Origin of the sequence: Paraburkholderia sp., from assembly GCF_036488505.1 — a bacterium.
Classification (GTDB): domain Bacteria; phylum Pseudomonadota; class Gammaproteobacteria; order Burkholderiales; family Burkholderiaceae; genus Paraburkholderia.
Genome location: NZ_DASXHN010000202.1, coordinates 14930 through 35446 on the forward strand (window position 1 = coordinate 14930; position 20517 = coordinate 35446).

17 protein-coding genes and 1 pseudogene are annotated in these 20517 nt (G+C 65.0%); 13 read left to right on the forward strand and 5 right to left on the reverse strand.

Annotated features, from left to right (window positions below; translation table 11 throughout):
• Nucleotides 1–137 precede the first annotated feature (137 nt).
• Nucleotides 138–1757: a methyl-accepting chemotaxis protein gene (locus VGH68_RS12120; RefSeq protein WP_331603862.1), complete on the forward strand. Its 1620-nt coding sequence runs from the start codon at nt 138–140 to the stop codon at nt 1755–1757.
• A gap of 51 nt (nt 1758–1808) precedes the next feature.
• Here the strand turns inward: VGH68_RS12120 and VGH68_RS12125 are convergent, their stop codons facing one another.
• Complete coding sequence (locus tag VGH68_RS12125) at nt 1809–2738, reverse strand: LysR family transcriptional regulator (RefSeq protein WP_331603863.1); 930 nt, start codon at nt 2736–2738, stop codon at nt 1809–1811.
• A 133-nt stretch (nt 2739–2871) separates the two neighbouring features.
• Here VGH68_RS12125 and VGH68_RS12130 point away from each other — a divergent pair, with 133 nt between their 5' ends.
• The 8 genes from VGH68_RS12130 (at nt 2872) to VGH68_RS12165 (ending at nt 14082) form a co-directional block, all read left to right on the forward strand.
• Nucleotides 2872–4287 carry an MmgE/PrpD family protein gene (locus VGH68_RS12130; protein WP_331603864.1) on the forward strand — a complete coding sequence of 472 codons (1416 nt, stop codon included), beginning with the start codon at nt 2872–2874 and terminating at the stop codon, nt 4285–4287.
• A 9-nt stretch (nt 4288–4296) separates the two neighbouring features.
• Complete coding sequence (locus tag VGH68_RS12135) at nt 4297–5649, forward strand: MFS transporter (RefSeq protein WP_331603865.1); 1353 nt, start codon at nt 4297–4299, stop codon at nt 5647–5649.
• A 17-nt stretch (nt 5650–5666) separates the two neighbouring features.
• Complete coding sequence (locus tag VGH68_RS12140) at nt 5667–7061, forward strand: MmgE/PrpD family protein (RefSeq protein WP_331603866.1); 1395 nt, start codon at nt 5667–5669, stop codon at nt 7059–7061.
• Nucleotides 7058–8434, forward strand: coding sequence for an MmgE/PrpD family protein (locus tag VGH68_RS12145; protein ID WP_331603867.1), 1377 nt, complete (start codon nt 7058–7060; stop codon nt 8432–8434). The genes VGH68_RS12140 and VGH68_RS12145 overlap by 4 nt, the downstream gene beginning before the upstream one ends.
• Nucleotides 8435–8530: 96 nt before the next feature.
• Nucleotides 8531–9925 (forward strand): MFS transporter, encoded by a 1395-nt coding sequence (locus VGH68_RS12150; RefSeq protein WP_331603868.1) that lies wholly within the window; start codon nt 8531–8533, stop codon nt 9923–9925.
• A gap of 34 nt (nt 9926–9959) precedes the next feature.
• Nucleotides 9960–11459, forward strand: a complete 1500-nt coding sequence (gene tcuA, locus VGH68_RS12155; RefSeq protein ID WP_331603869.1) for an FAD-dependent tricarballylate dehydrogenase TcuA — start codon at nt 9960–9962, stop codon at nt 11457–11459.
• Nucleotides 11460–11484: 25 nt separating this feature from the next.
• Nucleotides 11485–12588 (forward strand): ornithine cyclodeaminase family protein, encoded by a 1104-nt coding sequence (locus VGH68_RS12160; RefSeq protein WP_331603870.1) that lies wholly within the window; start codon nt 11485–11487, stop codon nt 12586–12588.
• 510 nt (nt 12589–13098) lie between these two features.
• Nucleotides 13099–14082 (forward strand): cation diffusion facilitator family transporter, encoded by a 984-nt coding sequence (locus VGH68_RS12165; RefSeq protein ID WP_331603871.1) that lies wholly within the window; start codon nt 13099–13101, stop codon nt 14080–14082.
• Here the strand turns inward: VGH68_RS12165 and VGH68_RS12170 are convergent.
• Nucleotides 14068–14589, reverse strand: coding sequence for a hypothetical protein (locus VGH68_RS12170; RefSeq protein ID WP_331603895.1), 522 nt, complete (start codon nt 14587–14589; stop codon nt 14068–14070). The two genes, VGH68_RS12165 and VGH68_RS12170, sit on opposite strands and share 15 nt — an antisense overlap.
• An 8-nt stretch (nt 14590–14597) precedes the next feature.
• Here VGH68_RS12170 and VGH68_RS12175 point away from each other — a divergent pair.
• Nucleotides 14598–14789, forward strand: a pseudogene (locus VGH68_RS12175) (TetR/AcrR family transcriptional regulator); the annotation flags it as partial.
• A 13-nt stretch (nt 14790–14802) separates the two neighbouring features.
• On the opposite strand, the gene VGH68_RS12180 reads toward VGH68_RS12175, so the two are convergent.
• Together VGH68_RS12180 and VGH68_RS12185 are read right to left on the reverse strand one after the other, a co-directional pair.
• Complete coding sequence (locus tag VGH68_RS12180; protein ID WP_331603892.1) at nt 14803–15699, reverse strand: oxidoreductase; 897 nt, start codon at nt 15697–15699, stop codon at nt 14803–14805.
• A gap of 209 nt (nt 15700–15908) precedes the next feature.
• Nucleotides 15909–17126: an MFS transporter gene (locus VGH68_RS12185; RefSeq protein WP_331603893.1), complete on the reverse strand. Its 1218-nt coding sequence runs from the start codon at nt 17124–17126 to the stop codon at nt 15909–15911.
• Between the two features lie 137 nt (nt 17127–17263).
• Between VGH68_RS12185 and gcvA the strand changes: the two genes are divergently transcribed.
• On the forward strand, nt 17264–18211 hold the full coding sequence (gene gcvA, locus VGH68_RS12190; RefSeq protein ID WP_331603872.1) for a transcriptional regulator GcvA: 948 nt from the start codon (nt 17264–17266) through the stop codon (nt 18209–18211).
• Here the strand turns inward: gcvA and VGH68_RS12195 are convergent.
• Nucleotides 18100–18612 carry a LysR substrate-binding domain-containing protein gene (locus VGH68_RS12195; RefSeq protein ID WP_331603873.1) on the reverse strand — a complete coding sequence of 171 codons (513 nt, stop codon included), beginning with the start codon at nt 18610–18612 and terminating at the stop codon, nt 18100–18102. The two genes, gcvA and VGH68_RS12195, sit on opposite strands and share 112 nt — an antisense overlap.
• On the opposite strand from VGH68_RS12195, the gene VGH68_RS12200 reads away from it, so the two are divergent.
• Both VGH68_RS12200 and leuC read left to right on the forward strand, forming a co-directional pair.
• Nucleotides 18546–18821, forward strand: coding sequence for an NAD-binding protein (locus VGH68_RS12200; protein WP_414696934.1), 276 nt, complete (start codon nt 18546–18548; stop codon nt 18819–18821). The two genes, VGH68_RS12195 and VGH68_RS12200, sit on opposite strands and share 67 nt — an antisense overlap.
• 263 nt (nt 18822–19084) lie before the next feature.
• Nucleotides 19085–20515: a 3-isopropylmalate dehydratase large subunit gene (gene leuC, locus VGH68_RS12205; protein ID WP_331603874.1), complete on the forward strand. Its 1431-nt coding sequence runs from the start codon at nt 19085–19087 to the stop codon at nt 20513–20515.
• Nucleotides 20516–20517: the final 2 nt, after the last annotated feature.

Consider the following 20517-nt stretch of genomic DNA (forward strand, 5'->3'; position numbering starts at 1 on the left):
TCAAACCACAAATGCAAGGTGCGGCAGCGCGCGGGGGGTGCTCGAATTTCGTCGTGACTTCCGCCCGCGCGTCGATCCGTGCACGCAAACGGTGGCGGCGCCCGCTTTCCTTTTCGACCACCATTCCAACTCACGCCATGACGCCCAACCTAGCCGCCGATAGCCTCGATACCATTGCCGACTCATCCGGGCAGCACGCGGCCGCGCGCATACCCCGCCCGAAGGCGATGTCGCTTCAGGTGCGGCTCGCGCTCACGATCGGCCTGCTGACGGTGCTGATGACAGGCATCGGCGCGCTCGGTCTCGTGGGCGCGTGGCGTGCGAATCGGGCGAATCAGGACACTTACGAGAACAAGCTCACAGCGGCGGTGCATATCGGCAACGCGGAGCTGTTGATCGGCCGTACGCGCCTCGTGCTCGGCGGCGCGATCGCACAGCCTGACAGCCCGCGCGCGCAGGAACAGATCGCACACGCGAGCGACTTCTTCGCACAATCGGACGACGAATGGCGCGCGTTCGTCGACGAACCGCACGAGCCCGGCGAAGCGCCGCTGATCGAAGCGGCGAGCCAGCGGCGCGCGCCGATGCGCGACGCGATGCATGCGTTCATCGACGCGCTGAAAGCGGGCGACCGCGACGGCGCGCAACGTATCGGGACGGTGCAGCTGAGCCCGCTGTTCAACGCGATGAGCAGCGCGAACGACGAGTTGAAGCGCACGCTGTATGCGAACGCGAAACGCAGCTATGACGACGCCGAGCGCTACTTTCATCTGTTTTTCGCGCTATCGGCGGCGACGATCGCGTTCGGTATCGCCGCAGCGGCATTCGGCTGGATCGCGTTACGCCGCGCGATCATGACGCCGCTCAACGAAGCGCTGACGCACTTCGAGGCGATCGCGGCAGGCGATTTGCAACGCACGATCGTGAGCCGGCGCGCCGACGAAATGGGCCGCTTGCTCGATGGCTTGCGCACGATGCAGACGCAGCTCGCGCGCACCGTCACCGCGGTGCGATCGAGCAGCCGGTCGATCGGCACCGCAACCGCCGAGATCGCGGCGGGGACGCTCGATTTGTCGTCGCGCACCGAAGAGCAGGCGGCCTCGCTCGAGCAAACCGCCGCCAGCATGACCGAGCTGACCGAAACGGTGCGTCAGAACGCGGCGCATGCGCAGCAGGCGCATACGATTGCCGACAGCGCGGCGTCCGCTGCGAGCGACGGCAGCGACGCGATCACGCGCGTGATCGGCACGATGGGACGGATCGATTCGAGCGCGCGCAAGATTGCGGACATCACGGGCATCATCGAAGGCATCGCGTTTCAAACCAACATTCTGGCGCTGAATGCGGCGGTCGAGGCCGCGCGCGCGGGCGCGCACGGGCGCGGTTTCGCGGTGGTCGCCGCCGAAGTGCGTTCGCTCGCGCAGCATGCGGCGGCGGCCGCGAAAGAGATCGGCGAGCTGGTGAGCGATGCGGTTCGTGCTGCCTCGGACGGCACGACGATGGTCGCCGACGCCGAGCGGTCGATCGACAGGATTCTCGATGCGGCCCGGCGCTTCGCGGACATGATGGGCGGCATCGTGTCCTCGGCCGAGGAGCAGCGCGCGGGTATCGAACAGGTCGATGCCGCGGTCAATCTGATGGATGCGATCACGCAGCAGAACGCCGCGCTGGTCGAGCAGGCGAGCGCCGCCGCGCAGGCGCTCGATCAGCAGTCGCGCGAACTGGAGCGGCAAGTCGCGAGCTTCCGGGTCGCGTAGTCGCGCGATCGTTCGTCGCCTTCATCGCTTTCATCGCGATGACCGCGGCGCTCAGACAACGCTGCGCAGAGTCGACAGATCGAATGGCGCCATCCTGCGCAACGCGAGGCGAAAATCACGTGCGATCGGCGACAGCGCGGCATCGCGCCGGCGAATCAGACCGATGGTTCGCGCAACAGTCGGATCGACCAGCGGCCGGATCGCGATACGCGCATGCGGGTCGCGCGGTGCCGCGCAACGCGGAATGATGGAGATACCGAGGCCGGCTTCAACGAGTCCCAACGACGTGGTCAGATGCTCGATCTCGATCAACCGGTCGGGGCGCCAATGGATATCCGTGAGCGCGGCATCGAGCATGCGCCGGTTGCCGCTCGACGTGCCCGACACGATCAGCGGCCACGGACGCAACTCGGGCCACGTGACATGTTCGCGCGCGGCGAGCGGGTGATCCGCAGGGCACGCGAGCACATACGGATCGACGAGCAATTCGTCGACGGCGAACTCGGGCGATTCGTTCACCATGAACGCGATACCGAAGTCCGCGTCGCCGAGCGCGACACGCTGCACGACCGTCGCGAGATTGGCTTCGATGAGTCTCAATCGCACGTCAGGGCGGCGCTGGTGATAACTGCTGACGATGGTCGGCAGCATGAACTTCGTGACCGTCGGAATGCACGCGATGGTCAACTGGCCCGCACCCGTCCGGGTCGCTTCGCTCACCAGTTCGAGCGACGCCAGCAGGTCCCGCAACACGCGCTGCGCACGCGGCAACAACAAGTCTCCCGCTTGGGTGAGCGCGACCGTGCGGGTGGTGCGCTCGAACAGCATTACGCCAAGCGCTTCTTCCAGCCGTTTGATGCGGCGCGTCAAAGCCGACGCGGACAGGTTCAGTTCGAGCGCGGCGTCATTAAACGAGGCGTGCGATGCGACCGCGACGAACGCTCGCAATGCGTCGAGATCGACAGTCGAAAAACGGTTCATCGCCACTCCGCTGACTCTTGCACGTGACGCAATAATAATCACGTCGTGTGCAATTCACAAACGCGCGCCTGCTGTTGATACTGAGTACGCGGCATTCTGTGCCCGCTTATTCATTCAACGGACGTTCAGGCAGATGAACCAGCACAACGACATCGGCGCAAACCCTTATACCGGCGGCATCGCCGCATTCGTCGCGGGCTTGCGATACGAGGCGATACCCGACGAGGTGCGTGCGCGCATCAAGCTGTTGATTCTCGATTCGCTCGGCTGCGCGATATTCGGCGCGGGACTGCCGTGGAGCCGCATTCTTGCCGAGACCTTGCAGCGCGTTGACAGTACGCAAGGTTGCCGCGTGTGGGGCATGCCGTTGCGTTTGTCCGCGCCGCATGCGGCGCTCGTCAACGGCACGCTGATCCAGAGTTTCGAGCTGGACGACGTGCATCGCGTCGGCGTGCTGCATGTCGGCGCGGTGACCTTGCCCGCGGTGCTGGCTGTCGCGGAGCTGCTGTCCGCCGACGCGCCGATGACCGGGCGCGAGTTTCTGCGGGCCTGCGTAGCGGGCTATGAAGTCGGTCCGCGCGTGGGCATGTGCATGGGACCGGAGCACATCGCGCAAGGCTGGCATTCGGGCGCGACGGTCGGCGTATTTTCCGCGGCGGCGGGCGCGGCCGCCGCGCTGCGACTCGATGCGCAGCAAACGGTGCACGCGCTCGGGATCGGTGGCACCCAGGCGGCCGGGTTGATGGCCGCGCAGTTCGGTGCGATGGTCAAACGCATGCACGCGGGCCGTGCCGCGCAAAGCGGCTTGTACGGCGCGTTGCTTGCGCAAAACGGCTTCACCGGTATCGTCGACGTGTTCGAGAATCCGTACGGCGGGTTTTGCAGCACGTTTTCGCGCTCATCCGACCGCTTCGATCTGACGCAACTCGTCGATGGCCTCGGCGAGCGCTTCGAGACCATGCGCATCGCGCTGAAGTTCTACTCCTGCGTGGGCAGCAATCACACGACGCTCGACGCGATCCGCGCGATGCAGGCGCGTCATCCGTTCGGCGCGGACGATATCGAGCGAATCGTCGTGCACGGTTCGCGCGTGACCGTCGACCATGTCGGCTGGAAATACGTGCCGCAGGGGCTCACATCGGCGCAACTGAACCTGCCGTACTGCGTCGCCACGCTGCTGCTCGAAGGCGATGTATTTGTCGACCAGTTCAGCGACGACAAGGTCGCCGACCCTCAGCGGATGGCACTGGCGGAGCGCGTTCAGGTGGTCGAGGATCCGTCGATCACCGCGCGTGGATCGCTGCTGCGGCACATGGTGCGCGTCGAGGTGCGCTTGCGCGACGGCACCCGGCTCGAACAAACGGTCGAGGCGCAGCGCGGCAGCGAACACGCGTTCGCGAGCGAAGCGGAGATCGTCGGCAAGATGAGAAAGCTTGCCGCGCACCGGATCGACGCCACCCGAATCGCCCGCATCGTCGACTGGGTGATGCACGCCGAAGACCAGTCGGATGCCGGCGAGCTAGCGCAGCTTCTCGCGCTCGCCGCTTGAGGAGCCGCCGTGTCCGCCAGCGCGCACACTTTGAAGTTATCCGCCGCGCCTGCCGGCCGGCGCGAGCAGTTGCGCTCGATCATCGGTGGCAGTGCCGGCAATGTGATCGAGTGGTACGACTTTCTCGCGTACTCGATCTTTTCCATTTACTTCAGCAAGGCGTTCTTCCCCGGCGGCAATCAGACCGCGCAACTGCTGAATGCCGCGGCCGTCGCCGCGATCGGCTATGTGGTGCGGCCGCTCGGCAGCTGGGCGATCGGCGTACTCGCCGACCGGCATGGCCGGCGCGTCGCGCTGAGCTTGTCGGTGGCGATGATGAGCGTCGGCTCGCTGATCATCGCGGTGACGCCGACGTACGCGTCGATCGGCGTGGCCGCGCCGGCCGTGCTGATCTGCGCGCGTTTGCTGCAGGGCTTCAGTATGGGCGGCGAAGCGGGCACCAGCGCGACGTATCTGAGTGAAATGGCGCCGACCGGCCGGCGCGGTTTCTTCGTCGGCTTCGTGCAGGTGACCGTCGTGATGGGACAACTGCTGGCGCTCGGGCTGATGCTCGTGCTGCAGCGGCTCGTGCTGACGCCCACGCAACTCGAGCAGTGGGGCTGGCGGATTCCGTTCGCGATCGGCGGCGCGCTGGCGATCTTCGCGCTCTATCTGCGACGCGGCATCGCGGAAACGGAAGCCTTCACGCGAGAGCACAGCGCCGCCGCCGAAACGCAGGCGCACACGCAGACGCAACGGGGTAGCCTGCTGGCACTGCTCGTCCAGCATCGGCGTCAAACGCTGTGGACAATCGGCATCAGCGTCGGCGGCACGGTCGCGTTCTATACGTTCACGATCTATCTGCAGAAGTACATGGTCAATACCACCGGCTTCAGCCGCAATGCGGCCACGCTGATCGCGACGCTGGCGCTCGTCATTTACATGGGCTTGCAGCCGCTTTACGGCCTGCTGTCCGATCTGATCGGACGGCGGCCGGTGATGATGATCTTCGGTGTCGGCGGCACCTTCCTGACCGTGCCGCTGATGCATGCGCTCGGCGCGACGCATAGCGCGATGACGGCGTTCGCGCTGAACCTCGCGGCGCTGGGCATCCTGAGCGGTTTTTCGTCGATCCACTGGCTCGTCAAGTCCGAGTTGTTTCCGGCGAAGGTTCGCGCGCTCGGTGTTGGCCTGCCGTTCGCGATCGTGTCGTCGGTGATGGGCGGCACCACCGAATATCTCGCGTTGCGCTTCAAACACGCCGGTCATGAATCGTGGTTCTTCTATTACGTCAGTGCGTGCGCGGCGATTTCGCTTGTCACGTATGTGCTGATGCCCGAGACGCGCAATCGGTCGGTCATCGACGAGGAAGCGCGCCGCTAATGAACGGAGACGTTTTCATGCAACCGGGTTTATCCGGAGGGCGCAGCGCGGCACAGTCGTTGTCGGACTATGCGCTCGGCGTGCGGTTCGAGCAGTTGCCCGCCGACGTGGTGCGGCTCGCGAAAGACTGCCTGATCGATGCGCTCGGCGCGGCGGTGTATGGGCACGAGGTGGATGCGGGCCAGGCCGTGCTGCGCTATGTCGCCGGTGCGGCCGCCGGCCCGTGCGCGATTCCGGGCACGGCGACGCGCGTCGCCCCCGAGGTGGCGGCATTCGCGGGCGGCGTGCTGGTCCACGCGGCGGAACTCGATAGCCTGCGGCAACCGGGTGCCGGCGTTCATCCCGGCGCGTCGCTGGTGCCGGTCGCGCTTGCCGCCGCGCAGCTTGGCGGCGCGTCAGGACGCGAATTGCTCGCGGCGCTGGTTGCCGGTATCGAGGTGTTGTTTCGCATCGGCGCCGCGACGAAGCACTCGGCCGAAGCACGCGGCTTTCATGCGCCCGGTTTGACCGGGCCCTTCGGCGCCGCGATCGTCGCGGGCAAGCTGGCCGGCGTCGATGCGCGCACGTTGTGCCAGGCGTTGGGCATTGCCGGTTCGCTAGGCGGAGGCCTGCTCGAATTCGCGAAGTCGGGCGACGGGGGTCTGGTCAAACGTCTGCACCTGGGGCGCGCGGCGCAAGCCGGCATCGTCGCGGTGCAACTGGCGCAGGCGGGTTTCGACGGTCCGTCGACCGTGCTCGAAGGGCGCCACGGTTTCTTGCACGCGTATTGCGAGGCCTCCGACGCGGCGCGTCTGACCGACGGTCTCGGCACGCGCTACGAAACATCGACGTTATGCCTGAAGCGCTACGCGTGTCACATCGTCGCGCACACGCCGGTCTACGCGGCGCAGCAAATGCGCGCCGCCCACGATATCGACGCACGCCGCATCGCCGCGATCCGGATCGAGGGCGCGCCGCGTCTTGCCGCGAATCACGATATCAAGTTGCCGGCCAATCAGGTTCTCGCGCAATACAGCGTGCCGGTTTGCGTGGCGGCCGCACTGCTGCACGATGCCGACGATCCGGCGACCTTCGGCGCGCGTCTGTTGCAGGACGAAGCGATCCGTGCGCTCGCGCAACGGGTGACGCTGGTCGCGACCGACGCGACCGGCCTCGCGACCGTCACACGCATCACGCTCGATGACGGCACCGTTTATGAGAGAGCGCAAACGGATTTTCCCGGTTGCCCGTCGACGCCGTTCACACCGGCCCAGCTGCGCGGCAAATTTATGCGGATGACGAAACGGCTCGGCACCGCGGCCGACACGCTGTTCAAGCGGCTCGACCGGGTGGAGCACGAAGCGGATCTGCACTGGCTCGACGCGATGCCTGCCGCACCGTCAGATTCATTTGCAGGAGGAGAGCGTCGATGAGTATCGCGAACATTGCCAGCGGGCTGGGCGAACGCGTCGCGGCATTCGGCTGGGCCGACGTGCCCGACCAGGCATTGCGTTGGGCGCGTATCGGCATCATCGATACGATCGGCGTGACGCTAGCCGGTGCGGCAGAGCCGTGTGCGCGAATCGCGCGGACCGTGGCGGCGCCGTCGAACGGCGCGGCGCTCGTGCTCGGCACACGCGAGCGGATGAAGCCGAGCGACGCGGCGCTGGTCAACGGCACCGCCGCGCATGCGCTCGACTTCGACGATTGCAGCAACACGCTTGGCGGCCATCCGTCCGCGCCGATTCTGCCGGCGTTGTTCGCGCTGGCCGAAGACGCGCACGCGAGCGGCCGGCAGCTCGTCACGGCCTACGTGGCGGGTTTCGAAGCGCAGGCCCGCATCGCGCACGCCGTTAATTTTCACCACTACGACAAGGGCTGGCATCCGACCGCGACGCTCGGCGTATTCGGCGCGTGCGCGGCGTGCGCGCATCTTCTGAAACTGGACGCGGCGCGCACCGCGACGGCGTTGTCGATTGCCGCGTCGTTCGCGTCCGGCATCAAGGCCAATTTCGGCACGATGACGAATCCGTTGCATGTCGGCCATGCGTCGCGCAACGGAATGATCGCGGCGCTGCTGGCGCGCGAGGGATTCACTGCGGGCGACGCGGCGTTCGAACATCGGCAGGGTTTTTTCGACGTCTACAACGGCGCTGGCCATTACGACCCTGAAGCGGCGTTGAGTCATTGGGCCGAGCCACTCGATATCGTCGAACCGGGCATCGCGATCAAGCAGTACCCCTGTTGCGGCAGCACGCATCCCGCGATAGACGCGATGCTGATGCTCGTCAGCGACTACGGGCTCAAGCCGGACGACGTCGACTCGGTTGTTTCATGGACGCATCCGCGCCGCCTTCAGCACACCAATCGCCCGCAGCCGGCCAGTGCGCTCGACGCGAAATTCAGCGTGCAGTACTGCGTCGCTCGCGCGCTCGCGCACGCACGCGTGGTGCTGTCCGACTTCGAAGGCGACGCGTTCCGCGAGCCGGCGATTCGCGCGTTGATGGCGAAGATCGTCGCCGAGCCGGACCCGCTAGCGGACCAGCAGCCCGACCATTTCGGCGCGGAAGTCGTGGTTCAGTTGCGCGACGGGCGGCGCCTGTCTCGGCGCGTCGCGCGCGCGGCGGGCAGGACCTCGGCGAATCCGCTGCCTGACGCACGGATCGAAGCGAAGTTTCTCGATTGCGCGAACCACGCATTGGCGCCGGAGGCGAGCCGCGACGCGTTGGGCATGCTGTGGCGCATCGATGGTCTGGACGACATCACCACATTGACCGCTTTACTCGAAGCGGGTTTGCGGCACTGACGCGTCTGCCGGTGCCGGCGCCGGTGCCGGTCCTGGTGACGGCTTCATCCGCAAGACACCGCGCGGCTACGACCGCCGGATTGAAAGGAGACAGGCATGAACGATTTACTCGTCGCCGCGCGCGTCGACCGTTTGCCGAACTCGCGGATGCATCGCGAGTGGATGTTTCTGTTCGCGATTCCACTCTTTTTCGATAGCTGCGACATCAACACGTTTGCGTCGGCGGCGCCGGCGCTGATCCGGCATTGGCACATCGCGATCAACGAGATCGCGCTGATCACGTCGGCGAGCTTTATCGGCATGTTCTTTGGCGCGACGCTCGGCGGTTTGCTGTCCGACCGGCTTGGACGCAAACGCTCGCTGATGCTGTTCGTGCTGATCTCGTCGCTCGGTTCGCTGGCGACCGCGCTGGTGCCGAGCGTCCCGTATCTGTTTGCCGCGCGCGTCGTCACCGGCTTCGGTATTTCCGCAGGCATGGTGACGGTGATGACCTATATCGCCGAGCTGTTTCCGGCGCGCTCGCGCGGCACCTGGCAGTCATGGGCGATGGTCATCAACCTGTGCGCGATTCCGATGACCAACCTGGTCGCGCGACTGCTCGTGCCGTACGGGCCGGACGGCTGGCGCTGGGTTTTCGTCTGGGGCGCGCTCGGCGTCGCATTTCCGCTGATCGCGAAGCGGCTTCCCGAATCGCCGCGCTGGAGTGCACGCGCGGGACGCTTCAGCGAGGCGGAGGCCGCGCTCGCGGCAATGGAAGCGCGTTGCGCGGCCGAGGGCCATGTGCTGACCGCGCCGGAAGTCGTCGCGCGAGCGCCGGAACCACGTGAGCCGTGGACGACGATGTTCAACCCTGTCTACCGTCGCCGCACGCTCGCGCTGTGCGCGATCTGGCTGCTGCAGACGATCGGCTTCTACGGTTTCGAGGCCTGGGTGCCGACCTTGCTGGTCCATCACGGCATCACGATAGCGCGCAGCCTCACGTATTTCACGTTGATCAACGTGGGTGCGCCGCTCGGCGCATTGCTCGCGGTCTATCCGGCCGACCGTTTCGAACGCAAGCATCTGATCGCGCTGGTCGCGCTGCTGATTGCGGGATTTGGCCTGCTGTACGGGTTGAGCTTTACGCCGGTGCTGATCGTCACGTTCGGGTTCGCGGTGGGCATGCTGACGCAAACCTTCGCGACACTGCTCTATGCGTACACGCCCGAACAGTTTCCGACCGGCGTGCGCAACAGCGCGACGGGTCTCACGTACGGCGCGGGCCGGATCGCGAACGTGGCGAATGCTTTCGTGATCGCCGCGGTTTACACGAACTACGGCTATGCGACCGTGTTCATGTATATCGCGGGCGCGTGGTTCCTGACCGCGCTGATCACGCTGATGTTCGGCCCGAAGACCACCGGCCGCAGCCTCGAAACCCTGAACCCGGCCGTGGATGCAGAGGCGGACGCGGCGTCGCTGACGCCGATCGCCGAATACACGCGGCGCTAGCGGCTATGTACATCTGGAACTGGAGAGCGAACTGATGAGCATCGACACACTCGACGATATCGACGTACTCGTAATCGGTGCGGGCAACGCGGCGGCTAATGCGGCGTTGTCCGCCCGCGAAGGCGGCGCCGCGCGCATCGTGCTGCTCGAAAGCGCGCCGCAGCAAGCGCGCGGCGGCAACTCCGCATTTACGGGCGGGGCATTCCGCTTCGTCTACGAATCCGTCGACGATCTGTTGAAGCTGGCGCCCGATATCGCGGAACTGGATCTGCCGAATATCGATTTCGGCACCTATACACGCGAGCAGTATTTCGACGATATCGGCCGGCTGACGGAGTTCCGCGCCGATCCTGATCTGACCGAGGTACTGATCGGCAATAGCTACGACGCCGCGCTGTGGCTCAAGCGGCACGGCGTGCGATTCCAGCCGGCGCTCGGGCGCCAGGCGTTTCGTGTGGAAGGCAAGTTCCGCTTCTGGGGCGGCCTCGCTTGCCACATTCTGGGCGGCGGCACGCATCTGGTCGAAACGCTGCATCAGGCGCTGACGGACGCGGGAATCGACGTGATCTACCGCACTCAGGCAATGGGCCTGCTGCATGGCGACGCGGGTATCGAAGGCGTGCGCGCGATGCGCGACGGCCGGCCGGTCGAGATCCGCGCGAAGGCGGTGGTGCTCGCCTGCGGTGGTTTCGAATCGAGCCCCGAGATGCGCGCACGCTATCTCGGGCCGAACTGGGATCTCGCGAAGGTGCGTGGCACACGCTACAACACCGGCTGGGGTCACAAGATGGCGATGGAAATCGGCGCGTCGGTAACCGGCCACTGGTCGGGCGCGCATGCAGTGCAATGGGACATGAACGCGCCCGAATACGGCGATCTGACGATCGGCGATCGTTTCCAGAAGCACAATTACCCGTTCGGAATTCTGGTGAATGCAAAGGGCGAGCGTTTTCTCGACGAGGGCCTCGACTTCCACAGCTTCACCTACGCGAAATATGGGCACGAAGTATTGCGCCAGCCGGGCCTGTTCGCGTGGCAGATCTTCGATCAAAAGGTCGTCAAGCTGCTGCGCGACGAGTACCGGATTGCACGCATCACGAAAGAAACGGCGAACACGCTGGAAGAACTGGCGCAGAAACTCACGGGTGTCGATCCTGAAGGCTTTCTGCGCACCGTGCGCGCGTACAACGATGCACCACGGCCCGATACGTCGTTCAATCCAAACATCCACGATGGTCTGCGCACGCGCGGGCTCGCGATCGACAAAACCAACTGGGCCAACCGGCTCGACACGCCGCCCTTTGAAGCTTATGGCGTCACGACTGGCGTGACCTTCACGTTCGGTGGGCTGAGGGTATCGACCGACGCCGAGGTGCTGGACGCGTCGGGTGCGCCGATCCGCGGGCTGTTCGCGGCGGGCGAGATCGTCGGCGGCCTGTATTACCACAACTACGGCAGCGGCACCGGGCTCGTCGCCGGCGTCGTATTCGGACGGCGCGCCGGCGCAGGTGCGGCGCGGCTGGTCGCGCGCTGATTCGCAAGCTCGGGGACTCGATTCGATGCTGCTTATCAATAACGATTGTGTGGCGCGCGTGCTCACGATGCGCGCGTGCATCGACGTGCAGGAACTCGCGTTCGCCGGGCTGCCGGGTGGCGCGTCGATCGGGCGTCCGCGTATCGACACCTATGTGCCGACGCGAGACGACGACAGCTATTACCGCTTCGGCTCGGTCGACGGCGCGACCGATGGCATTCTGGCGGTCCGTCTCAAATCGGACGTGATGGTGTGGCCGCGCGACGGCGACGGTCGGGTGGGCAGCGAGCAGAAGTACTGCGTCGAGCCTGGCACGTATTGCGGGCTGGTGATGCTGTTCAGTACCGACAACGGTGCGCCGCTCGCGATGCTCAACGACGGCCACCTGCAACATATGCGCGTGGGCGGTGCGGCCGGTCTCGGCACGCGGCTGCTTGCGCGCGAGGACTCGCAAGAGGTCGGCATGATCGGCTCGGGCGGCATGGCGCAAACGTTTCTCGAAGCGCTGATCGCGGTGCGCGATATCCGGCGCGTGCGCGTGTTCAGCCGTCGTGAGGCGAACCGGGTGCGTTTCGCGCAGGACATGCAGGCGAAGTTCGGCATCGAGGTAACAGCCGTGCACTCAGCCGAACAGGCGGTGCGTGGCGCCGATATCGTCGCGACCTGCACCGACAGCATGACGCCCGTGATCGACGCCGACTGGCTGGAACCCGGCATGCACGTGGTCGCGCTCACGCCGCGCGAGTTCGACGCGAGGGTGGTCGCCCGTTTCGACGTGTGCATCGCGCAAGGTCGTGAACGGTTGCCGCTGGCGGAAAGCGAACGCTTCAGTCAGCGCGTGTCGGGTAGTCCGAATGCGTTTATCGGCGGCAGCGACGAAGAGCGGAGGCGTTTGCCGGTGTCGCGCGGCGACCGCGTGGACACGACGGACTGGCCGGTCTATACCGATGTGATCACCGGCCGCGCGCCCGGCCGCACGGATGCCCGCCAGATCACGTTCTACTACACGGTGGGCAATTGGGGGGTGCAGTTCGCGGCGGTGGGCGGGCATGTGTACCGGGAAGCGTCGCGGCTGGGTTTGGGCATGTCGTTGCCGGACCACTATTTTCTGCAGTCGATCAGGAATTGAACGGACGGCTGCCGAACGGTTTGACAACATGCGGGATTGAGCTGCCTGCTGCGGGTTGGCCTGCACCCAAATGCGGCGTTATCGGGGGCACCGTCCGCGAGGTCGGCGCTAAAGTCTCGAAAGACCGGATCGGCAAACACTGACCGAAGCGCGTCCAGCTTGGGTCATTGGAGTGGAACGCGCCTTGCTATAGGCTTGGCGTTCATGAAGCCAGTACGGATAGCGATGACCTACGGAACGGTTCCGATCATGGTTGACGACCCGCTCATTTGCACGGATCGTTCGCTGCGCCTTCTGCGCCGGGGCAATAGTCGTCGACGACATGCCGCACCCGGAGAAGTCGGCGATCATCAATCGGCGATGCCTGCATCGCCGAGTGCCAAAAGCAGCAGCGCGGACACTGCAAGCACTGCGCGCGAGCCTGTCGAACGTGCGCGAACGAATGTCGCGCGGTGGGGCAATGAAAGGGGCTCGGCATGCCGACCGCGGTGAGCTCACGAGGAGGGTCCCGTGCCACACCATCATCACGATCACGATGACGGCCACCACCGCGGCGGTAGCCATGCAGGCCACTCTCACGGCGCTGGCGGTCATCATCATTCCCCGCCGGCGGGTTTCGACCGCGCATTCGCGCTTGGCGCCGCTCTCAACGCAGGATTCGTCGGCGCAGAAGTCGTATTTGGCCTGGCCGCCCATTCTGTCGCGCTGCTGGCGGATGCTGTGCACAACCTCGGCGACGTCCTCGGTTTGCTGCTTGCGTGGGGCGCTGTCTGCCTCGGGCGGCGCAGCCCCACGCGACACCGCACTTATGGCTACGGTCGAAGCTCCATTCTTGCGTCCGTCACCAATGCAGTGATTTTGCTGGTGGGCGTAGGCGGCATCGCCGTTGAAGCGGTGCGCCGCCTGGCCCAAGGTATCCCGCCCGGCGAGGTCGGTGGAAAGACCGTCATGATCGTGGCGGCTGTGGGAATCCTGGTGAACGGCGCGACCGCGCTGTTGTTCGCGAGGGGCCGGCACGGCGACCTGAATCTGAAGGGTGCGTTCCTGCACATGGCCGCGGACGCCGCGGTGTCATTGGGGGTCGTGGTCTCAGGCTTCGTGATCCTACTGACTGGCTGGGCATGGCTCGACCCGGTCGTGAGCCTTGGCATCGCCGCGCTCATTCTGGTTTCAACGTGGGGCCTGCTGAAAGACGGTCTCAACCTCGCGCTCGATAAAGTCCCCGAAGGCATCGATGCGTTGGAGGTCCAGAATTTCCTCGCTGGCTTGCCCGGCGTCGAGGAAGTGCATGACCTGCATATCTGGCCGCTTAGCACGACCGGCACAGCGCTGACGGCGCATCTGGTCCGGCCTGCAGCAGGTACCGACGACGGGTTTACCCAGTCCGCCTGCTATGAGTTGAAAGCCCGATTCGGGATCGGTCATGCGACTCTGCAGATCGAAAATGGCGACCCGGAGCATGCGTGCAAGCTGGCACCATCACATGTGATCTAACCGGCTGCCAACTTCTAACACGACATGCGGTTTGTGCGTCTGGATAACTTCACTGAATGCGCTGCGGGACTCGGTGAATTGCCTCTTCGTTGGTCGAACTTGTGCGTTTGGCATGCTCTCACGGACGAAGTTATAGAACGCCACAGTGTTCCAGAAACGTAGCCTTGCATCGTCGTTAAGCTGAGGTGAACCGGTCATCAATCTTTCAGCAGCGGTGCAAATGTCATAGCGGATCGATTTCCAGCCCTCCTGCGGATCGCCGTTATGCGCTCGAATCATCCATTCGGTTTCACGCTGTTCGTCTTGGCGTAGGCCGTACCCAGATTCACCGAGAATGAGCCAACGGATCCTTAATGATTGCCGACCCACGGGTGATAGCGCACTTCCGATGAATGAGTTGCAGCCATCGGCTAGTTGGGTTGCGTACACCGCAAACTCTGCTCGAAGATCATGTGGCTCGCAGTTCGGCCAGAAACACAGCCGGCTCACGCCATCAACGATCGGCAATCGTTCTGCTGTATCAGTATTTTCCGGGCAAGGACGCGCTAACGGTCGCGCTCATCAATCGCGAGCACAGGCGGTTTTATGAGGATGCGGCTGTCGCGCGCACCAGATGCAGTGGCAGGGCGGCGCTGGAAACTTTGCTTGCGGCGGCGGTGCGTCAGCAATTGCAGCGTCCCATGCTTGCGCGTCTGCTCGATCTGCAGATGCGCGTAGATATTAGCCGGGTCCGTCGCTGGCGGCCGCCAGAAGTGGCACCACCAGATCGCTGATCGGCGTCGGGATGCCGCGAGATCGACCGCATCGCTGCACGACCCCGTTCCGGCTGTCCCATTCGAGCGGGCGGCCGGCCTGTCGGTCAGCGAGAATGGACGTGCCTAGATCGGCCGGGGAGCGCTGAAATCCATCGACGATCTGTTGCGGCACTTCGTCGCCGAGCGTCGCACCCTCCGCACGTGCAACCTCAAGACATTCCCGCAGGTAAGCGAGCGTCAGCTGGGCAATGTCGGTTCTGGAAAACATGCCTGCACGGCGACCTGCCAGAACCATCAAACCCGCCGCCGCGTTCTGTAGAAGCTTGCGCCACGCGATGGACGTGAAATCCACCGCTACGTCGACCGAACACCGCGTGCCGCGTAAACCCGCGAGCACCACGCGGGCCGCTGGCGTGTCTGGCAACGTGAGGCGCGGTTGGCCGCGTAACCACACCGAGGCGTCCGGTTCGCGTTGGGCGGGAAACCACACCACCGACGGCAGCACTGGACCGCCGGATACGTGCGGCGCGAACAGCGCTTGCTGTTCGACGCCGTTTTGCAGCACACAGACCACAGTGTTCGCGCCGCACAGTGCGGAAAGCCACGGCGCCGCCGCCTCCACCTGTGTCGACTTGACCGCGACGAAAACCAGGTCGAACGTGTTCCTGATCTCGGCCGGGTCAACATGCACAGGCCCCGGTACAACGATACGACCGCCGTCGAAGCGCAACTCCAGATGCTCGCGCACGGAGCGGCCGCAAATCGCCGGCGTGCGTCCGGCCTCATGAAGCGCTGCCGCGACGGTCGTGCCGATCGCCCCCGGACCCACCAGCGCGACGCTTGGATTTTCAGACATCTTCATCTCTCCCATTCTGTCCTGATTGTCTTTTGCTGCCCTGAAGCCGTGTTGTCGAGCCGCGAGCACGATCAGCCCAAGGATACATACACAGCTGGTGATGGAATGCCCGAAGTTCGTGTCGCGGAATATCAACGCGGCTCGCGTTCCGTGCAGCCGTGAGCCTATGACGATCATGACCACGGCAACCGCATCGCCCGCTTCGCGGCCAACGCTTACGGTCTTTCCTCGGGTGCCAGATGCGAGCGCAGCGCGATCGCCAGCGGCGGGATCGCCAACGCGGTCAGCGCCGTCGCAAAAGTAGCGCCGTGTACGCCGATGCGGTCGCCAAGAAAGCCATAGATAACCGGTGAGATCGCACCCGACGCTATCGTCCCCGTGTAAAACAACGCGAATGCGCGCTCAGTACGCTCGGGCGCCGCCAGTTCCGGCACCGTTCCATACAGCACGGACGAGGTGCCGTTGAGCATCATGCCCAGCAGCGGCAGCAGCATCATCGTGAGCCCCAGTGGAAGAAACATCACCGCAACGATGCAGGCCGCAGTGCCGCCCTCGGTGAGCACCACCGTGCCTATCACGCCCATGCGGGCACCCAGCCAGCCGCAAGCGAACTTGCCCGCCGCGCCACCGGCAAAGACCAGCGCTAGCGCGGTCCCGACCATTGGCAGCGCGACGCCTTTTGCCTTAAGCAAAAACGGCAGGAAGGTGAGCAGCCCCATACGCACGGCGGTATCGAGCACACCCATCGCGAACAGTAGGGAAAAGCCGGTTGCCGAGCGGCTGCGCGGGTCGCCGGGCGCCTTCGCGTCGACCCCTGCGCTACGCGGTACGGACGGGAAAAATAGCGCGATCACTGCGGCAATGACGCAGCCCAGTCCGGACACAATCCACAACGCGTGACGCCACGGCATCATGGTGACGAGCAGCGAAATGGCAGCCGGCAGCGCCGACTTGCCGAGGTCGCCGGAAAAATTGTAAATACTCAAAGGTCCTCTGGCGTCGCGCCCGTAGGCGCGAGCGACGGCCCCCGAGGCGATCGGGTGTTGCGTGCTCGAGCCGCTGCCGGAAATCGCCAAAGCCACGCACAGACCGAGCAGCCCGCCTGACATCCCGGCGACGGCATAGCCGAGTGCGGCCTGCAAGGTACCCAGCGCCAGTGTGGCCCGGCTGCCCAGCCGCTGTGCGAGGCGTCCCGCAGGCAGCTGGAGAGTGGCCATTGTCCCGGCATAGATACCGCGCAGCAGAGCCAACGCTGCGAAATCAAGACCAAAGTCCGTCTGCCAGACCGGCAGCAACGCATAGATCATGTCCGTGTAGCCGTCGTGCATCGCGTGCGCGACACACGAGAGCCACAGCACGCGCGAGCGGACGCCGGACCCGCCGGTCGCATCGGCCTGCCGTGTGAGCGATGGGAAAAAAACGGGCAAGCGCATAACGATCCTTTTGTCACGGCGCGAACCGCAAAGGCCACGCCGTCGCGCGTTCACGCTTCTTGTGGCGATTTTATGACCGGACAACGATGCGGTTCAATTGAGCTAATATCGCGGCGTCAGAGAAAAAAAGTCACGTCATGAATAGAACCGCAGACGCTGCGATGGACCGGGACAAGCTGCCACCGCTCAACGCGTTGCGTCATTTCGAAGCAGTGGCCCGGCACGGGAGCTTCGCCGCCGCGGCCACCGGGTTGCATGTCACTCACTGGGCGGTCGGAAAGCAGATCAGGTTGCTGGAAGACTGGTTCGGCTTGCCGTTGTTCGAGCGCCGCTCGCGCGGCGTCGTGCTGACCGATGAAGGCACTGCGCTGCTGAACGATGTGAGTAGCGCGTTCGAGCGGCTGGGCACCGCCGCGGCGCGGCTGCGCCACCATCCATTTACGCGCCGGGTATCAGGCATCGTGCGTGTGAACGTGCTGGCAAGTTTCGCGCTGTGCTGGCTGCTGCCGCGTCTGGCGGATTTTGAGGCGCGTTATCCGGACATCGAGGTGCGGGTGTCGACGACATCGCGCAAGTTGCGCTATATCGGCGACGCCTTCGACATCGGGGTTCGCTCCGGGCCCGAACAAGGTGCCGGTGTCGTGTCGCGGACGTTGATGCCCGACTTGCGTCTGCCCGCCTGCAGCCCTGCATTGCTGCGCCAACACCCGATACGAAGCGTGGCCGATCTGCGCGGTCAAACCCTGCTGCATTCCGCGACAACACGCACAGCGTGGGCGCACTGGCTGCGGGAGGCCGGTGCGCCCGATCTGCGGGCTGCCCGTCATGTCGAGTTCGACCACGTCAATCTTCAGCTTGCCGCCGCCGTCGAGGGTCTGGGTGTAGCGCTGGCATCCCTGCCACTGATAGAACGCGACATTGCCGCAGGGCGTCTGGTCTGTCCGATTGTCGCGCCGACGTGGCGCGCCGCCGACTACGCGTTAGTGATCAATGCCGATCGCGCGGGCGATGACGCGGTCAACGCGTTCGAGCAGTGGATCACGATGATGGCCAGGGGGGAGGCCGTACCGGTCGACGCTCGATGATGCGGTAGGTGAAGCGAACTCGATTCGACGCTGCCCGCCGCAGGCGCGGCACCGTGTTCGCTGAGTGCTTCGATCAACGTGGCGTAGGCGGGCGATCCGTGCAATGGCGTGATCCAGCGGCATGCGTCGAGATCTTTCCAGTCCACTTCACGCTCCGGTGCGCCCAATGGATGAGATGCGCCGGTGATGAAGACGAAGGGCTCGCGATAGAGCGTTTCCTGCACCAGCGATGTCTGCGTGCTCGTCACGCGGTTGCGGCCAAGCGCGATATCCAGGTCGCCGTCCTCGAGTAGCTTGATGAGCCGGTCGAGCGTGCCTTCGACAGCATGGTGGCATCGATGCGAGTCGTATTCCCGCCGAGCTTGCTGGAGGCTGGGCGGATTCGATCCTCCTGCAAACACTGCAGCCGCGCATGGTCGTGCCGCCGCAGCAGCCCACCGGTTCGATTCGCACGATGCTCAAGGACCTGAACGCCATCGACGCGTTTGCGGTCGAATGCGGCGTCACACTGCCCATCGCGCGCCGCGTGCGCGACTGGCTGATGCGCGCGGTGAAAGAAGGCCTCGGCGACGCCGATATTTCGCAGATTGTGCTGGCTTCCGTGGAATGATCGTCGTTGAGCGCACGGCAGCCAAGTCAATGAGATTGACCCGGAACGATTCGTGTACAGCAGATCCGCAGCGGTCCACGCCTTCGCATTGACGCTGGCGGTCGCGATCGTTTTTCCATCATCGCGATCGGCGATGGTGCCTTTCCCAAAGACCACGTCCAAGCCAGCGCGCCTGATGCATGATGCTCGCACAGCAGAATCAATTCCAAGACCGCGTGGCCGTATTTGCCGCGGCCAACAAGTTGATGGAGCGAGACGAAGCAATGCAACGCAATCAGGCGATGGGTGGTCCGAGGACGCTTTACGACAAGATCTGGGACGCTCACCGGGTCATGTCGCGCGACGATGGACAGGACCTGCTGTTTATCGACCGGCATTTCGTCCACGACGTCACCGCGCAATCGTTCGATATTTTGCGTGAACGCGGGCTTAAGCCGCGCTCACCGGAACGTACCTTCGGCACGCCCGACCACTACGTTTCAAGTGCCGCGAATGACATGGCATCCGTGACCGACCCGGAGCGGCGCGCGATGGTCACGGCTCTGCAACGCGATGCGAGCGAGTCGCGCATCACCCTGTTCGACATGGACGACTCGCGACGCGGCATCGTCCATGTGGTCGGGCCCGAGCAGGGCTTGAGCCTGCCGGGCATGACCATCGTCTGCGCGGATAGCCATACGTCGACGCACGGAGCGCTGGGCGCGCTGGCGTTCGGCATCGGCGCGACCGAGGTGGCTCACGTGCTCGCCACGCAATGTTTGTGGCAGCGCAAGTCGAGCAATATGCGCGTCGTTCTCGACGGCGCGCTGGCCCCGGGCATCACCGCCAAAGACCTGATCCTCGCCGTGATTGCGCGGATCGGCGTGGCTGGCGCGGCAGGCCACGTGATCGAGTATGCCGGCTCGGCGATCGCCGCTTTGTCGACGGAAGGCAGGCTGACGTTGTGCAACATGACGATCGAGGCGGGCGGGCGCGCCGGCATGATCGCGCCGGACGAGACCACCTTTGCCTATCTGGCTGGCCGCCCGTATGCACCGGCAGGCGAACAGTGGGATCGCGCGATCGCGCACTGGCGCACGTTGTTCACCGACTCCGGCGCGAGGTTCGAACGCGAGGTACATATCGACGTGGCCGGCATCGCCCCGATGGTGACCTGGGGCACCACGCCCGAATACGCGTGTGCGATCGACCGCCACGTGCCCGATCCCGCCGGGCAGGCCGACCCGGATCTACGCATGGCGATGTCGCGGGCCCTCGACTACATGGGTTTGGCGCCCCACGAGGCGCTCGAAGGCGTCGCGATCGACAGGGTATTCATCGGCTCGTGCACGAATGGACGTATCGAGGATCTGCGCGGCGCGGCCGAGGTCGCGCGCGGCCGTCTCGTGGCACCCGGCGTCGAGGCGTGGGTGGTGCCGGGTTCGCACGAGGTGCGCGCGCAGGCGGAGGCAGAAGGGTTGGACCGCGTGTTCACGGAAGCCGGGTTTCAGTGGCGCTTCCCCGGCTGTTCGATGTGCCTCGCCACCAATGGCGATATCGCCGCGCCCGGCCAGCGCTGTGCGTCTACGTCGAACCGTAATTTCGTGGGCCGCCAGGGGCCCGGCGTGCGTACGCATCTGATGAGCCCGCCGATGGCTGCCGCAGCCGCGGTGACCGGACATCTGACGGACGTGCGCCGCCTGCTGGGAGCCTGAAC

Bases quoted from the DNA above. Each gene is read 5' to 3' on its own strand.
- VGH68_RS12120 (WP_331603862.1), top strand. From the start codon at position 138: ATGACGCCCAACCTAGCCGCCGATAGCCTCGATACCATTGCCGACTCA.
- VGH68_RS12125 (WP_331603863.1), bottom strand. From the start codon at position 2,738: ATGAACCGTTTTTCGACTGTCGATCTCGACGCATTGCGAGCGTTCGTC.
- VGH68_RS12130 (WP_331603864.1), top strand. From the start codon at position 2,872: ATGAACCAGCACAACGACATCGGCGCAAACCCTTATACCGGCGGCATC.
- VGH68_RS12140 (WP_331603866.1), top strand. From the start codon at position 5,667: ATGCAACCGGGTTTATCCGGAGGGCGCAGCGCGGCACAGTCGTTGTCG.
- VGH68_RS12145 (WP_331603867.1), top strand. From the start codon at position 7,058: ATGAGTATCGCGAACATTGCCAGCGGGCTGGGCGAACGCGTCGCGGCA.
- VGH68_RS12150 (WP_331603868.1), top strand. From the start codon at position 8,531: ATGAACGATTTACTCGTCGCCGCGCGCGTCGACCGTTTGCCGAACTCG.
- tcuA (WP_331603869.1), top strand. From the start codon at position 9,960: ATGAGCATCGACACACTCGACGATATCGACGTACTCGTAATCGGTGCG.
- VGH68_RS12160 (WP_331603870.1), top strand. From the start codon at position 11,485: ATGCTGCTTATCAATAACGATTGTGTGGCGCGCGTGCTCACGATGCGC.
- VGH68_RS12180 (WP_331603892.1), bottom strand. From the start codon at position 15,699: ATGAAGATGTCTGAAAATCCAAGCGTCGCGCTGGTGGGTCCGGGGGCG.
- VGH68_RS12185 (WP_331603893.1), bottom strand. From the start codon at position 17,126: ATGCGCTTGCCCGTTTTTTTCCCATCGCTCACACGGCAGGCCGATGCG.
- gcvA (WP_331603872.1), top strand. From the start codon at position 17,264: ATGAATAGAACCGCAGACGCTGCGATGGACCGGGACAAGCTGCCACCG.
- leuC (WP_331603874.1), top strand. From the start codon at position 19,085: ATGCAACGCAATCAGGCGATGGGTGGTCCGAGGACGCTTTACGACAAG.